Origin of the sequence: Haemophilus pittmaniae, assembly GCF_900186995.1 — a bacterium.
In the GTDB taxonomy this organism is placed as follows: domain Bacteria; phylum Pseudomonadota; class Gammaproteobacteria; order Enterobacterales; family Pasteurellaceae; genus Haemophilus_D; species Haemophilus_D pittmaniae.
The window spans coordinates 2,122,700-2,137,379 of the sequence record NZ_LT906463.1 but is presented as its reverse complement, the minus strand read 5'-3'; the positions used below and the strand labels follow the sequence as shown (position 1 = coordinate 2,137,379).

At 40.2% G+C, this 14,680-nt stretch carries 12 protein-coding genes; 5 read left to right on the top strand and 7 right to left on the bottom strand.

The window, feature by feature from the left end:
- Position 1: 1 nt before the first annotated feature.
- The 4 genes from leuC to leuA form a co-directional block, all read right to left on the bottom strand.
- Complete coding sequence (leuC, locus tag CKV74_RS10095; RefSeq protein ID WP_007243318.1) at positions 2 to 1,411, bottom strand: 3-isopropylmalate dehydratase large subunit; 1,410 nt, start codon at positions 1,409 to 1,411, stop codon at positions 2 to 4.
- A gap of 44 nt (positions 1,412 to 1,455) precedes the next feature.
- Positions 1,456 to 1,749: a YciI family protein gene (locus CKV74_RS10090; protein ID WP_007243295.1), complete on the bottom strand. Its 294-nt coding sequence runs from the start codon at positions 1,747 to 1,749 to the stop codon at positions 1,456 to 1,458.
- Between the two features lie 78 nt (positions 1,750 to 1,827).
- The gene (leuB, locus tag CKV74_RS10085; RefSeq protein ID WP_007243309.1) at positions 1,828 to 2,904 is read right to left on the bottom strand and encodes a 3-isopropylmalate dehydrogenase; all 1,077 of its coding nucleotides are present in this window, start codon (positions 2,902 to 2,904) and stop codon (positions 1,828 to 1,830) included.
- A 169-nt stretch (positions 2,905 to 3,073) separates the two neighbouring features.
- Entirely contained in the window at positions 3,074 to 4,621 is a 1,548-nt protein-coding gene (leuA, locus tag CKV74_RS10080; RefSeq protein ID WP_095177109.1) for a 2-isopropylmalate synthase, read from the bottom strand.
- Positions 4,622 to 5,146: 525 nt separating this feature from the next.
- Here leuA and dprA point away from each other — a divergent pair.
- From dprA to pfkA, 4 genes are all read left to right on the top strand, one after another.
- On the top strand, positions 5,147 to 6,271 hold the full coding sequence (gene dprA, locus CKV74_RS10075; RefSeq protein ID WP_007243348.1) for a DNA-processing protein DprA: 1,125 nt from the start codon (positions 5,147 to 5,149) through the stop codon (positions 6,269 to 6,271).
- 37 nt (positions 6,272 to 6,308) lie between these two features.
- On the top strand, positions 6,309 to 7,085 hold the full coding sequence (gene yaaA, locus CKV74_RS10070) for a peroxide stress protein YaaA (RefSeq protein ID WP_007243335.1): 777 nt from the start codon (positions 6,309 to 6,311) through the stop codon (positions 7,083 to 7,085).
- Positions 7,078 to 7,662 carry an HI_0983 family protein gene (locus CKV74_RS10065; protein WP_007243270.1) on the top strand — a complete coding sequence of 195 codons (585 nt, stop codon included), beginning with the start codon at positions 7,078 to 7,080 and terminating at the stop codon, positions 7,660 to 7,662. Before yaaA ends, CKV74_RS10065 begins: the two co-directional genes overlap by 8 nt.
- Before the next feature lie 121 nt (positions 7,663 to 7,783).
- Positions 7,784 to 8,749 carry a 6-phosphofructokinase gene (gene pfkA, locus CKV74_RS10060; protein ID WP_007243306.1) on the top strand — a complete coding sequence of 322 codons (966 nt, stop codon included), beginning with the start codon at positions 7,784 to 7,786 and terminating at the stop codon, positions 8,747 to 8,749.
- Positions 8,750 to 8,830: 81 nt separating this feature from the next.
- On the opposite strand, the gene uhpC is transcribed toward pfkA, so the two are convergent.
- From uhpC to lexA, 3 genes are all read right to left on the bottom strand, one after another.
- Complete coding sequence (gene uhpC / locus CKV74_RS10055; RefSeq protein ID WP_007243240.1) at positions 8,831 to 10,156, bottom strand: MFS transporter family glucose-6-phosphate receptor UhpC; 1,326 nt, start codon at positions 10,154 to 10,156, stop codon at positions 8,831 to 8,833.
- A gap of 210 nt (positions 10,157 to 10,366) precedes the next feature.
- Positions 10,367 to 11,191, bottom strand: coding sequence for a diaminopimelate epimerase (gene dapF / locus CKV74_RS10050; RefSeq protein ID WP_007243300.1), 825 nt, complete (start codon positions 11,189 to 11,191; stop codon positions 10,367 to 10,369).
- Between the two features lie 118 nt (positions 11,192 to 11,309).
- Complete coding sequence (gene lexA / locus CKV74_RS10045) at positions 11,310 to 11,933, bottom strand: transcriptional repressor LexA (RefSeq protein ID WP_007243227.1); 624 nt, start codon at positions 11,931 to 11,933, stop codon at positions 11,310 to 11,312.
- 189 nt (positions 11,934 to 12,122) lie between these two features.
- Here lexA and plsB point away from each other — a divergent pair, with 189 nt between their 5' ends.
- Positions 12,123 to 14,588, top strand: a complete 2,466-nt coding sequence (gene plsB / locus CKV74_RS10040) for a glycerol-3-phosphate 1-O-acyltransferase PlsB (RefSeq protein WP_095177108.1) — start codon at positions 12,123 to 12,125, stop codon at positions 14,586 to 14,588.
- The last annotated feature ends 92 nt before the right edge of the window (positions 14,589 to 14,680 follow it).

Genomic DNA, 14,680 nt, shown 5'->3' with positions numbered 1-14,680 from the left:
CTTAATTTAATGTGACGTCACGAATATCAACGAATTTACCGAACATTCCCGCTGCCGCAGCCATTGCCGGACTCACTAAATGAGTGCGACCATTACGGCCTTGGCGACCTTCAAAGTTACGGTTTGAAGTGGACGCGCAGCGTTCCCATTCACCTAAACGGTCATCGTTCATCCCTAAGCACATTGAGCAGCCCGGATTACGCCATTCTGCGCCCGCTTCGATAAAGATTTTATCCAAGCCTTCTTTTTCCGCTTGTTCTTTCACTAAACCAGAACCCGGTACCACTAAAATACGTTTTACGTTATTAGCTTTTTTGCGACCTTTCATCACGGCTGCTGCGGCACGTAAATCTTCGATACGAGCATTGGTGCAAGAACCGATAAACACTTGATCCACGGGAATCTCTTTCAAATCGGCATTCGCTTCTAATCCGATATAATTCAATGCTTTTTCTGCAGACGCACGAGTCACGGGATCGGTCATTTCTGCTGGATTTGGCACTGGCTGATCGATACCGATTACTTGGCCTGGGTTTGTTCCCCAAGTTACCTGTGGCGCAATATCTTTCGCTTCTAATGTGATGACCGTGTCAAATTTCGCATCATCATCGGATTTTAAGGTTTTCCAATAAGCAACGGCATCATCCCAATCTTTACCTTTTGGTGCATGTGGACGACCTTTTAAGTATTCGAAAGTGGTTTCATCTGGTGCGATTAAACCTGCTTTCGCACCCATTTCAATCGCCATATTACAAACGGTCATACGGCCTTCCATAGAAAGGTCACGAATTGCCTCACCGCAGAATTCCACCACATGGCCTGTACCGCCTGCCATGGTGGTTTTACCGATAATGGCAAGAATAATGTCTTTTGCGGTAATGCCTGGTGCTACTTTGCCACGCACTTCAATTTTCATATTTTTCGCACGAGCTTGTTTTAAGGTTTGTGTGGCTAATACGTGTTCGACTTCAGATGTACCAATACCAAATGCCAAGGCCCCGAATGCCCCGTGGGTGGCAGTATGGGAGTCACCACAAACGATAGTCATACCTGGTAAAGTTAAGCCTTGTTCTGGCCCCATGACATGCACAATACCTTGTTCTTTTGTGGTCATGTCGAATAATTGAATACCGGTCGCTTTCGTGTTTTTTTCAAGTTCCAATACTTGAATTTTCGCTTGGCCTTCAAGTTTATTTACATCACGTACTTGGGTAGAAATACTGTGATCCATGGTACCGAAAGTTTTACTTACTTGACGTACTTGGCGGCCAGCCACACGTAAACCGTCAAAGGCTTGTGGACTGGTCACTTCATGGATTAAATGACGGTTAATATACAAAATCGGCGTTTCGCCTTCAGCTTCGTACACCACGTGGGCATCGAATAATTTTTCGTAAAGAGTTTTTGCCATAATTTTTCTCAATTCGTTAGAGGGCTTTGTTAGAGTAGTAAGTTTTAAATTGTCTGTTGGTATTTTTCTAATCCATTCGCAACTTTAGATGGATAGAACTCTATCACTTGATAATCTGCTATTTGGTGTTGGTGAAATGGATCTTGTTCAATAATTTGATTTACTTCATCAAGCTCTTTTACATTCATAATAATGATTCCACCAGTTCTAGGTTCTTTACGCCCAGACATTAGAAACTTACCTTGTTGATAAAACTTATCTAAAAATGTTCTGTGTTCAGCTAGAAATTCTTCAATTTTCTCTAAAGGTTGAATATAGGTTAATGAAACGATAAACATATAATCTCCTTTGTTTCTAGGGCCGCTTGATCCTTTCTATTAAATTTGTTGATGGTGGACAAAATGCCCACCCTGTTATTAGATCGCTTCAGCAATCAATGTACCCATTTGTGCAGTTGAAACAGGTGTAGAGTCATCGGCTAAATCACCCGTACGGTGACCATTTGCTAAGACTTTTTGCACGGCATTTTCAATCGCATCTGCGGCATCATTTAAGTTGAAGCTATAACGCAACATCATTGCCGCAGAAAGAATTTGTGCGATTGGATTGGCAATGCCTTTACCTGCGATATCCGGTGCAGAACCGCCAGCCGGTTCATATAAGCCGAAACCTTCTTCATTTAAGCTAGCAGATGGCAACATTCCCATAGAACCTGTGATCATTGCTGCTTCATCAGAAATAATATCACCGAAAATGTTAGAGCAGAGGAGTACATCGAAAGACTCAGGTGCTTTGATTAATTGCATGGTCGCGTTGTCGATATAAATGTGATCTAAGGTGACTTCAGGGTAGTCTTTCGCCACTTCAGTCACAGTTTCACGCCATAAGATTGAAGCTTGTAATACGTTCGCCTTATCCACAGAAGTCACGTGTTTACGACGTTTCATTGCCGCATCAAAAGCCGCACGCGCAATGCGTTCGATTTCATATTTGTAATAAACTTCAGTATCAAATGCTTTGGTTTGTGCACCTTCGCCTTCACGGCCTTTAGGCTGCCCGAAATAAATCCCGCCCGTTAATTCGCGTACAACCACCATATCAAATCCTTTTGCCGCAATATCTGCACGTAATGGGCAGAATTTTTCTAGTCCTTTATAAAGGGTTGCAGGACGAAGATTGCAGAATAATTTGAAATGTTTACGCAATGGTAATAATGCACCGCGTTCTGGTTGTTGATCCGGTGGTAAATTTGTCCATTTCGGGCCACCTACAGAACCAAACAAAATCGCATCAGCATCATCACAACCTTTTAAGGTCTCTGCCGGTAATGGGCAGCCACAATTATCAATTGCAGCTCCACCCACATAAAACTCATTGAAGTTAAGCTTGAATCCGAATTTTTCTTGGACTTTGTTTAATACTTTAATGGCTTCAGCCATCACTTCTGGACCAATACCGTCTCCCGGTAGAACAGCGATGTTGTATGATTGCATATTGTTTTTCCTATTTCTTTCACACTAAAGTGCGGTTAATTTTCTCCCCTCTTTTGTAAAGAGGGGCTTTGGGGAGATTTTTACGATATAAAATTCACTGCAGAGGTTAATACTTCTACTAAATCTCCCCTAACTCCTCTTTGCTAAAAAAGAGAGGGGACTCAATCAATTAATGATGTTTATGGCTTTTAATGTCTGCAACTTTATGCGCACGATAAATGGCATTAATTGCATGAACCAAAGCAAGCGCGGAAGATTCAACGATGTCTGTCGCTAAACCAACACCATGGAATTTACGACCTTCGTGTTCAACCACGATATCCACCTGACCTAACGCTTCAGCCCCTTCGCCTTTAGCGGTTAAGTTATAGTGAGACATTTTGATCTCTAGACCTGTCAAGTTCAAGATGGCATTGTAAACCGCATCTACCGGGCCATTACCACCAATTGACGAGGTACTTAATTTCTTACCGTCCAATTCCACTTGAACAAAAGCGGTTGCCGGATATTCTTTGGTGGAATGAGCTGAAAGTTTATCTAACACTAAACGATCTTCATCCCCTTGTTGCATATCGATAAAGGCTAAGGCTTCCAAGTCATAATCGAATACTTGGCCTTTTTTGTCTGCCAATTTTAAGAAGGCTTCATACAATTTGTCTAAATCGTAATCTTGTTCGGTGTAGCCCATATCCGCCATGTGGCCTTTTACTGCTGCGCGACCAGAACGGGCGGTTAAGTTCAATTTCTCTTTCTTCAAGCCGATAGTTTCTGGTGACATGATTTCGTAGGTATTTTGGTTTTTTAACATACCATCTTGGTGAATACCGGATGAATGTGCGAAAGCATTTGAACCTACAATCGCTTTATTCGGTTGGATTGGCATATTACAAAGTTGGCTCACCATTTGGCTGACACGATGAATTTCTTGTGTGTTGATACGTGTATCTACACCCATAAATTCTTGACGCACTTTCATTGCCATTACCACTTCTTCAAGTGAGGTATTACCCGCACGTTCACCGATACCGTTCACTGTACATTCAATTTGGCGTGCACCATTTTGTACAGCGGTTAAGGAGTTAGCCGTTGCCATACCCAAGTCATTGTGACAATGTACGGAAATCACAGCTTTATCGATATTTGGTACGCGGTTACGTACTTCAGCAATAATATTGCCGAATTGATTAGGTAAGCAGAAACCAACAGTGTCAGGAATATTTACAGTTGTTGCACCTGCATTAATTGCCGCTTCAACAATACGACAAATATTGTCGATACCTGTACGGCCTGCATCTTCGCAAGAAAATTCTACATCGTCAGTATAATTACGTGCATGTTTTACTGCGGCTACAGCCATTTCAACCACATCGTCAAAGGTACGTTTTAATTTGGCTTCAACGTGTAATGCTGAAACTGCAATAAATGTATGGATACGAAACGCTTCTGCCACTTTTAAGGCTTCAGCTGCCGCATCAATATCTTTAATTACCGCACGGGAAAGTGCCGCAACACGACTATTTTTGATATGGCGTGCAATGGTTTGAACGGATTCAAAATCACCTTGAGAAGAAACTGGGAAACCGACTTCCATCACATCCACGCCTAGACGTTCAAGGGCTAAAGCAATCTGTAATTTCTCTTTAACGGTTAAGCTTGCTTTTAACGCTTGTTCGCCATCACGCAAGGTGGTATCAAAAATAATAACGCGATCTGTCATAGTATTTTCCTTCTTTTATCACTCAAAGTGCGGTCATTTTTACCGTGATTTTAAAACGAAAAAACCCGCAATCTTAAAAGTGCGGGTTGATAACTGATTTTTTACATTGAGATGTTTTTTATCCACAACTTAGCCGCACAAAGAATGTGAGAGCAGGAGGTTGAGAGATAAAGAAACAACGTGCAACATAAAAATAATCCTAATAAGTTCAAAACGCTGTTCATCTTACGGATAAAAGAATAACTGTCAAACTCTTTTTAGTGAAAAATGGCAATTCAATGTGGGGGGTATCTTCTCTTTTAGAATATTTATCTTTTTATATTTTTATGTTTGATATTTAATACTAAAAAAAGTGTTTTTTATTCCTTCTTTTCTCTGTTTTTTCCATTATTTGCCAAATCTGAAATTTTTACAGAGAACGACTAATTTTGTGAACTGAAATGTAAAAATCGCATTTGAAGCTGCAGTTTTTTAATTTCCCGTTGCATTATTTTTAACCTTTTATATATGCGATAAGGAAATACTATGCGCGATTTTAATTCTACTTTACTACGGTTATTGCAGATTCCCCAGTTAGGAAATATTGGAATTCAAAAAATTTTGGCGAAGATTAATTGGGAGAATTTACTTGAGTTTGATGAAACAGCACTACGTGAAAATCTAGGTTGGGATCATAAGCAATGTCGGCGTTGGTTTAAGCCTGAGGAAAAATTTATTGAGCCTGCACGACTTTGGGCAGAGCTGGAAGGTAATTTTTTAGTGAATTTTGCTTCGCCTTATTATCCTTACTTGCTAAAACAAACGGTAGGGTATCCTCCCTTGTTATTTGTAAAGGGAAATCGAATGGCGTTAGCACAACGACAAATTGCTATCGTGGGGAGTCGATATTGTTCTTCCTATGGAGAATATTGGGCTAGGCATTTTTCTCAAGCCTTGGTCGAAAACGGGTATACCATTACCAGTGGATTAGCCTTAGGTATTGATGGTATTAGCCATTTGGCAGCTTTAGATGCTGATGGACAAACAATAGCAGTATTAGGTTCCGGATTGAATGCTATTTATCCAACTCGTCATCGCTATTTAAGCGATCGTATTATTGAGCGGAGAGGTGCATTGGTTTCGGAATTTATTCCCAATCAGGCGCCAATAGCCGAAAATTTTCCCCGTCGAAATCGAATTATTAGCGGTTTATCTCTTGGTACGTTAGTTGTTGAAGCTACGGAAAAAAGTGGTTCATTAATTACTGCACGTTATGCCTTAGAACAGAATCGAGAGGTGTTTGCTCTTCCTGGCCCTTTACAAAATGAATACAGTAGGGGATGTCATCAATTGATTAAGCAAGGAGCCATGTTAGTTGAAAATGTAAAGGATATTATTGATGTTTTTGGAGATAACTCATGGCCTTGTCAAGGTCATTTAGAATTTAATACTACTTTGGAAGAATGTTCCCAGCCTAAAAGTAACAAGCCACATTTGCAAGTTGAGATTTGTCACCCTACATTATATGAACACATCGGTTATACCCCGATCAGTATTGATACACTTTCAGAGAAGGTTAATTTAGGAGTTGATGAGTTGTTGGTAAAACTGCTGGATTTAGAATTAAGGGATCTGATAATTAACGAAAATGGGCTATATAAACGGGTGTAGTGTGCTAAAATGCGCTCCGATTTTCACAGGAGACTTTATGTTAGCAATTATCTCTCCCGCTAAGACCTTGGATTTTACTACTGCGGTACCTTCATTTCAATTTACTGAACCGCAGTTTACCGATTATAGTGCTGAACTTATTGATATTTGTCGGCAGCTTTCCCCGTCTCAAATTGCTTCATTGATGTCAATCAGTGATAAGTTAGCCGGGCTAAATGCAGTTCGTTTTAACGAATGGAGCCCACAACATAATCTAGAGAATTCCCGTGCAGCTTTATTTGCCTTTAAAGGTGATGTTTATACCGGCTTAGATGTCGAGACTCTTTCCACGGAAGATATTCAATTTTCACAATCTCATCTAAGAATGTTATCGGGGCTATATGGTTTATTAGCTCCCTTAGATTTAATGCAACCCTATCGTTTAGAGATGGGAACCAAATTGGAGAACCCACAAGGAAAAGATCTTTATGCTTTTTGGGGGAATGTTATTACTGATGCATTGCAAAAATCGCTAGATGAGCAAGGGGACGATGTATTGGTAAATTTGGCATCGGATGAATATTACAAAGCCATTAAACCAAGCCGATTGAAGGCGAGAATAATTAAGCCAATTTTTTTAGATGAGAAAAATGGTAAGTATAAAGTGATTAGCTTTTATGCCAAAAAGGCTCGTGGTTTGATGTGTCGCTTTATTTTGCAAAATCGTCTTAATGAAATTTCTCAGTTGAGAGAATTTGACCTTGACGGTTATTATTTCGATAGTTCGCTTTCTAATGAACAGGAATTCGTTTTTAAGCGGGAGCATTATGAATAGAATATTGATCATTTTCAGCGCTCTATTGCTTAGCGCTTGTGCTGCCAAACAAAGTCAATTGAATGTGCAGCCCAAAATTGAGTATGATGGTAAAACTTATGTTTTAGCAGCTAGTCAGGATTTAGATACAGTTGCGCGTTTTGTCTATGTGACTAAAAATGACAGCTGGGATAATTGGCAATCACAAATTGAATTGCTTTTAGATCGTAATCAACCACCTCGTACAATTAAAGATAGGATTGCTTTGCGTGAGCGTGTTTATCGTAATTTAGGGGTTGCTGATTTTAAATTGAGCTTGCAAAAAGGACGAAACAGACAGCCGGATGAATTAATTTCCTCGGTAATTTATGCACCGACTAAACAGAATAGCTCTTGGCAGGTGGATGTTGCTCGTGGTCGTAGTATTCCGCATTGTGGTTTTGTGCAGTTCCAATATTCGCAAAAAATTCAGCGTAATAATAAATTTACTCGTTTAGAACCGTCTAAAGTCATGAAATATTTGCAAAAATATGTATCAAGCAAAGAGCAGAAACAATTGCAGAAGATGCCATGGCAATGGAATTGTGGAAAAGATTGAGACTGTGCTAGTACAAAAATCTGCAGATTTTTGTAAAAATAACTAGTGCCCTAAAAGCGAATGCGGTAACCTTGCGCCCGTTTCAAATTTATTCATTTTATAATTTAGAGTAGGTAGTAACATGATCAAAAAAATTGCAGTGTTAACCAGCGGTGGTGATGCTCCTGGAATGAATGCCGCTATTCGCGGTGTGGTACGTGCAGGATTAGCCGAAGGTCTTGATGTTTTTGGAATCTATGATGGTTATCAAGGTTTATATAACAACAAGATCAAACAATTAAATCGTTATAGTGTGTCCGATATTATTAACCGAGGCGGTACATTTTTGGGGTCGGCTCGTTTCCCTGAATTTAAAGATCCGGCTGTGCGTGCGAAATGTGCAGAGATTTTACGCTCCCATGGTATTGATGCATTGGTTGTTATTGGTGGTGACGGTTCTTACATGGGGGCCAAATTGCTTACTGAAGAGCATGGATTCCCTTGTGTAGGGATTCCTGGTACGATCGATAATGATGTTGCTGGAACTGATTATACTATCGGTTATGAAACTGCATTACAGACAGCGGTAGATGCGATTGACCGTTTGCGAGACACCTCAAGCTCACATCAACGCATTACTATTGTAGAAATTATGGGACGTCATTGTAGTGACTTGACTATTTCTGCAGGTATTGCAGGCGGTTGTGAATATATTGTTGCTTCTGAAGTTGAGTTTGATCGTGAGGAATTGATTCTGCAAATTGAACGCAGCATTATTCGTGGAAAACGTCATGCAATTATTGCGATTACTGAATTAATTACAGATGTGCATTCTTTAGCTCACGAAATTGAATCTCGCGTAGGTCATGAAACCCGTGCAACGGTATTAGGCCATATTCAGCGTGGTGGTTCGCCTTGTGCCTTTGATAGAATTTTAGCTTCGCGAATGGGCGTATATGCGGTTGATTTACTGCTACAAGGTAAAGGTGGTTATTGCGTGGGAATTCAAAATGAGAAATTGGTTCATCACGATATTATTGATGCTATTAACAATATGCGTCGTGAATTTAAAGCAGACTGGTTAGATATGGCTAAACGCTTAGAGTAATACCTTTTTTACAAATCACTTAAATTTAAAAAGAATCGGGCTAAAACAATAATGTTTTAGCCCGATTTTTATATCTCTAGATTAGGCTTTTAGTTTATTTTTCTTATGTTGTAAAAAGTACACTAAAACGAGTAATAATGCACAAGCAAGAGAAACAATAAATAAGCTACCAAAGAATCCATTCCAGTGGAGAGATTGAATAATCCACGCTAATGGTGCTCCCGCCGCTGCCGCACCAATATAGGCGAAGAGACTAACGAAACCAGTGGAAGAACCTGAAGCATGTTTATGCGAGTTTTCCGCCGCAGCCATTGCGATAAGGAATTGTGGACCAAAGATAAAGAATCCCATCAGGAAGAATAATCCACACATGATGAAATAGTTATCGCTAGGGATGAACCATAATGCTAAGGATGTTGAAATAATACCTAACACATAAATGATGTTCATTTGGGTTCGGTTTCCGTTGAAGAATTTATCAGAACCCCAACCAGCAAATAGCGCACCTAAGAATCCACCGATTTCAAAGAAAGAAACGGCGGAGTTTGCTTTAAGTAAGTCATAACCGTGGGTTTCAGTTAAATATAAGTTACCCCAGTCATTGATACCGGTACGGATGATATAAATGAAACACCAAGAAAATGCTAATGCCCAGATAATGCTGTTTTTAAACACATAAATTTTAAGGATTTCCCAGTTAGATAAGCCTAAACCTTCATTTTCATGTTCTTTTTCTGCAATATCATTACGCCATTCACCCACCGTTGGGAGTCCCATTGAAGTCGGGCGATCACGTAATAAGAAGCAAAGGGCAAAACCAACTACACAGGCAATAATCCCTGGCACGATCATACCGTAACGCCATCCCCAGTAGACCGCTACTACACCAGACAAAATTGGAATTAGTGCACCACCTAAGTTATGCGAGGTATTCCAAATAGCCCACCACAATCCACGCTCATTACGTGAATACCAAGTATTCAGAATTTTTGAACACGGAGGCCATCCCCAACCTTGGAAAAAGGCATTGATCATCCAAAGGGTGATAAACATAAAGATAGATGAGCTCATACCGAATAGAATATTGACCACACCTGTCATCATTAATCCAATACCCATAAAGTAACGAGGATTAGAACGGTCACCAAGTACACCAGATAAGAATTTGGATGCACCGTAGGTCAGGTAAAATGCCGTAGTCATGATCCCAACATCTGCTTTTTGTAGCCCTAAATCCGCCAGCATGGCAGGCATGACGAAGTTAAAACTTTTACGAGTAAAATAGAATACGGCATAGCCGATATAACTGGTGATCATCAAATGTAATCGCCAATAACGATACGTTTTGTCGATTTCCTCTTTGCTTTTGGTTACCGGTAAATCTGGCGGTACACTGAATATACCCATAGTATTTCTCCTCTGATTAATAATAAATCGTTTCAGTATATTCGAAAGTCTACCTAGAAAGGGGGGGGAGATCAAAAAAATAGTTTTTAGGGTAAAGAAAAGGAAATCTCGCTATATATTAAACTTAGCGATATGAAAAATTGAGTGCAGACAAGTACAAGGGGCAAGCTTATTACGCTTTGCCCCTCTATGATAAGTTATTTATATATTCTAAAGGTTAATGTACCCATCATAAACATGGGTTGCATCTCCAGTCATATAAAGCGGGCTGCCTACACCGGTCCATTCAATCCATAGACTACCGCCAGGTAAATCGACCTGAACAGGATTATCCAATGTCCCTTGCATTATGCCGACAGCAGCTGCAGCGCAAGCTCCACTACCACAAGCCTGAGTTTCTCCAGCACCACGTTCATACACGCGCAATTTAATATGATTGCGATCAACAATTTGCATAAAACCTACGTTGACTCGCTCAGGGAAACGTTCGTGACATTCTAATAACGGGCCTAATTCATCAACATTGGCTGTATCGATATTATCGACAGTAAGAACACAGTGTGGGTTTCCCATAGAAACGGTGCCGCACAATACAGTTTGAATTTCGGTACGCAAAATATAATTTTTTTCAAATTTATTTGCGGTAAATGGGATTTTGTTCGGCTCCCAAATAGGTTCTCCCATGTTAACGCGGATATGGCCGTTATCTTGCACGCTTAATATCATTTTTCCATTTTGTGTACTGACAGCGATATCTTTTTTATTGGTGAGATTTTTTAAGGTAACAAATCGGGCAAAACAACGGGCTCCATTGCCACATTGTGCGACTTCACTACCATCAGCATTAAAAATGCGATAGTGAAAATCCAAATCGGGATCGTAGGGCGGTTCAACGATAAGTAATTGATCAAAACCAATACCGCGATGGCGGTCAGCTAAACGTTTGATAGTTTCGGGAGTGAAATAGACATTTTGAGTAATGGCATCAACGACAACAAAGTCATTGCCCAAACCGTGCATTTTGGAAAACTGCATGAGTATCCTTAAATTTGATAAAGGTGGCAGCATTATAGAGAGCAATTGAGGAGGGCGCAAATGTACAAAAATGCGGTCAATACCATGTGCCAACCGCATTTAGCGCCAATTTTATTGCCTACATCCAGGCATTATTGCGAATAATGCCTACAGCAATACCTTCAATTTCAAAGTAGGGTTGTTCTTCTAAATTAACTACAATAGGGGCAAATTCTTCATTTTCTGCATGTAGATAAATAATTGATCCCTTTCGCTCCAGACGTTTTACCGTTACTTCGTCTTCTATTCGGGCAACTACAATTTGCCCGTTACGTACATCTTTTGTACTGTGTACAGCTAATAAATCCCCGTCTAAAATACCAATATCTTTCATTGATTGACCATACACTTTTAGTAAAAAGTCAGCTTGAGGTTTAAACATATTCGGATCAACTTTGTAGGTACCTTCTACATGTTGCTCTGCTAAAATAGGTTCGCCAGCAGCAACTTGACCAATTAGAGGTAGACCTTCTTCCTTAATTTCGCTATTTTCTTCAATAATCCGAATACCGCGAGAGGCGCCGGCTATAATTTCGATCGCACCTTTGCGGGCAAGAGCTTTTAAATGTTCTTCAGCCGCATTAGGAGACTTAAATCCCAATTCTCGTGAAATTTCAGCCCGGGTTGGTGGCATGCCGCTACTTTCCAGGTGGCGTTTGAGTAAGTCGAGTACTTCTTGCTGTCTGGCGGTTAATGGTTTCATATATACCCCTGTTGTTATATACAGAATTTTTGTTATTTTATACATAAAAAAACAACTTGCAAGGAGTATTTCGTTGTTTCCAGTTAGACAATGTAAATTTTTTGTGGCTGACTGGTCTAATGTGCTAAACTGCGCCAAGTCTTATCTTTATGAACTGACCGAAAATTGTAATAAAAAGAGAACTTTATTATGTCAAGTATCGTTAAAGCCTACCGTAAGCTATTAGAATTACCGTTATCGTTTTTAGTAAAAAACAATCCAATTCCAGCTAATCCTATTGAGGAATTGCAGCTTTCTACCACCCAACCTATCGTCTATGTTTTACCCTACACATCCTTAACCGATTTCGTTATTTTCCGTCGTAATTGTCTTGCTGTAGGGTTACCAGATCCAGATCAACCTAATGTGATTGATGGCCAAACTCTGCCACGTTATGTATATTTGGATGCCGGTCGTCGTACCTTTAAATCAAAAGGGGCAAAGGATGAAACGATTAAAACCTTTAATCGTTATTTAGAGGTTCATCACAATCAGCCGCAACTCGATGTGCAATTGGTGCCGGTTTCTGTGCTTTGGGGACGTTCTCCTGGAAAAGAGGATAAAGCCGGCTTGCCTAATTTAAGGCTGTTGAATGGTGTGCAGAAAACCTTTGCAGCAATTTGGTTCGGCCGTGATACTTTTGTTCGTTTTTCTCAAGCTGTGTCCTTACGCTATATGGTGGAGGAACATGGTGTAGATGAAAAAATTGCCCAGAAATTGGCTCGGGTAGCCAAAATTCACTTTGCTAAACAGCGTATTTCCGCAACTGGTCCACGTTTGCCGAATCGTCAGGGAATGTTTAATAAATTACTGAATTCTCCGGCTATTCAGGCTGCTATCGAAGAAGAAGCCAAGGCAAAAAATATTTCCCATGAGAAAGCTCGTGCTGAAGCACAGAAAATTTTGCAGGAAATTGCCGCAGATGTTAGTCACTCCAGTTTGCGAATGGCCGATCGTTTCTTGCGTTGGTTATGGAACAAACTGTATTCGGGAATTAATGTCGAAAACGCCGATCGTGTGCGTAAATTGGCATTAGAAGGCCATGAGATTGTATATATCCCGTGTCACCGCAGTCATATCGACTATTTATTGCTTTCCTATGTGCTCTATCATCAAGGCCTAGTGCCACCACATATTGCTGCTGGGATTAATCTGAATTTCTGGCCGGTTGGTCGTATTTTCCGTTCCTGGGGGGCATTCTTTATTCGCCGTACCTTTAAAGGAAATCGTTTATATTCGGCAATTTTCCGTGAATATTTAGCGGAATTATTCCATCGAGGTTATTCCGTTGAGTATTTTATTGAAGGTGGTCGTTCGCGTACCGGCCGTTTGTTGACACCTAAAACCGGTATGATGTCGATGACTTTACAAGCCTTGCAACATAATCAGACCCGTCCAATTAGTGTAGTGCCGGTGTATGTTGGTTATGAACATGTCATCGAAGTGGATACCTATGCTAAAGAGCTACGCGGTGCAGCGAAAGAAAAAGAAAATGCCGGTTTGGTGCTACGGGTAATTAAAAAATTACGCAATTTAGGCCAAGGATTTGTGAATTTTGGTGAGCCGATTACTTTATCCAATTACCTTAATCAACATTTCCCTGAATGGAAAGCGCAGTCTGGTGAAGAAAAACCGCATTGGTTTAATCCGGCGGTTGATGCGATTTCCCATCAAGTAATGGTGCATATTAATAATGCAGCGGCAGTCAATGCCATGAATTTAGTCGGCACTGCACTACTTTCTTCTCGTCAGCGGGCCTTATCCCGTGAACAATTGTTGGAGCAGATCGATAGCTATCAACAAATGTTACGCAATGTGCCATATTCAACCGATATGGTTTTACCATCGGATTCGCCTCAAGCTATGTTGGAGCATGTATTGAATTTGGATCGAGTAGGCGTATTGGTGGAAAAAGATAATTTTGGTGAAATTGTGCGTTTAGAGCGCAATTCTGCGGTATTAATGACCTATTACCGTAATAATATTCAGCATTTATTTGTCTTACCGGCCTTATTGGCAAGCGTTATTTTGCATTACGAAGCAATTCAAAAAGATTTACTGTTGGATGCGGTACGTAAAATTTACCCATTCTTAAAAGGCGAATTGTTCCTACACTTTGATGATAAGCAATTAACCGCACAAATTGAGAAAATTATTGCTGAATTTGTTCGCCAAGACATCATTTTAGCTAATGAGAATTTCTTATCTATTCATCGTCCAAAGGTGCGGATCTTACAATTGTGGTCTTCTGCAATGCGCGAGATTTTGCATCGTTATTACATTACTCTTTGTATTTTGCGTCAGACGCCGGATATTTCCCGTGGTTTATTGGAAAAAGAAAGCCAATTGGTGGCGCAACGACTTTCAGTGTTGCACGGTATCAATGCTCCGGAGTTCTTTGATAAAGCGGTCTTCACCACCTTTATCGGCAATTTAAAAGAAGAAGGTTATTTTGATGATGAAGGAGAGATGATTGCCGAATTGGCTGCGATCTTGGAACATTTGATGTCTTCTGAAATCTGCCTCACCATTAATGGTGCGGTTGCTAAGACCGAAGAAGAAAGTGTTAAGGAGTCGCTACAAAAGGAACAACAGGCACAAACTGAGGGGAAATAGGTTTTTTAAACCAACTCCAATAAAATCAATGAGTTATGTTGATTTTTTTGGAAAACTTTATTTTTCGATAGGGCGTTTGTAAACATTCTGAA

Excerpts from the sequence above, each read along its gene's own strand:
- leuC (WP_007243318.1), bottom strand. The coding sequence starts at position 1,411 with ATGGCAAAAACTCTTTACGAAAAATTATTCGATGCCCACGTGGTGTAC.
- CKV74_RS10090 (WP_007243295.1), bottom strand. The coding sequence starts at position 1,749 with ATGTTTATCGTTTCATTAACCTATATTCAACCTTTAGAGAAAATTGAA.
- leuB (WP_007243309.1), bottom strand. The coding sequence starts at position 2,904 with ATGCAATCATACAACATCGCTGTTCTACCGGGAGACGGTATTGGTCCA.
- leuA (WP_095177109.1), bottom strand. The coding sequence starts at position 4,621 with ATGACAGATCGCGTTATTATTTTTGATACCACCTTGCGTGATGGCGAA.
- dprA (WP_007243348.1), top strand. The coding sequence starts at position 5,147 with ATGCGCGATTTTAATTCTACTTTACTACGGTTATTGCAGATTCCCCAG.
- yaaA (WP_007243335.1), top strand. The coding sequence starts at position 6,309 with ATGTTAGCAATTATCTCTCCCGCTAAGACCTTGGATTTTACTACTGCG.
- CKV74_RS10065 (WP_007243270.1), top strand. The coding sequence starts at position 7,078 with ATGAATAGAATATTGATCATTTTCAGCGCTCTATTGCTTAGCGCTTGT.
- pfkA (WP_007243306.1), top strand. The coding sequence starts at position 7,784 with ATGATCAAAAAAATTGCAGTGTTAACCAGCGGTGGTGATGCTCCTGGA.
- uhpC (WP_007243240.1), bottom strand. The coding sequence starts at position 10,156 with ATGGGTATATTCAGTGTACCGCCAGATTTACCGGTAACCAAAAGCAAA.
- dapF (WP_007243300.1), bottom strand. The coding sequence starts at position 11,191 with ATGCAGTTTTCCAAAATGCACGGTTTGGGCAATGACTTTGTTGTCGTT.
- lexA (WP_007243227.1), bottom strand. The coding sequence starts at position 11,933 with ATGAAACCATTAACCGCCAGACAGCAAGAAGTACTCGACTTACTCAAA.
- plsB (WP_095177108.1), top strand. The coding sequence starts at position 12,123 with ATGTCAAGTATCGTTAAAGCCTACCGTAAGCTATTAGAATTACCGTTA.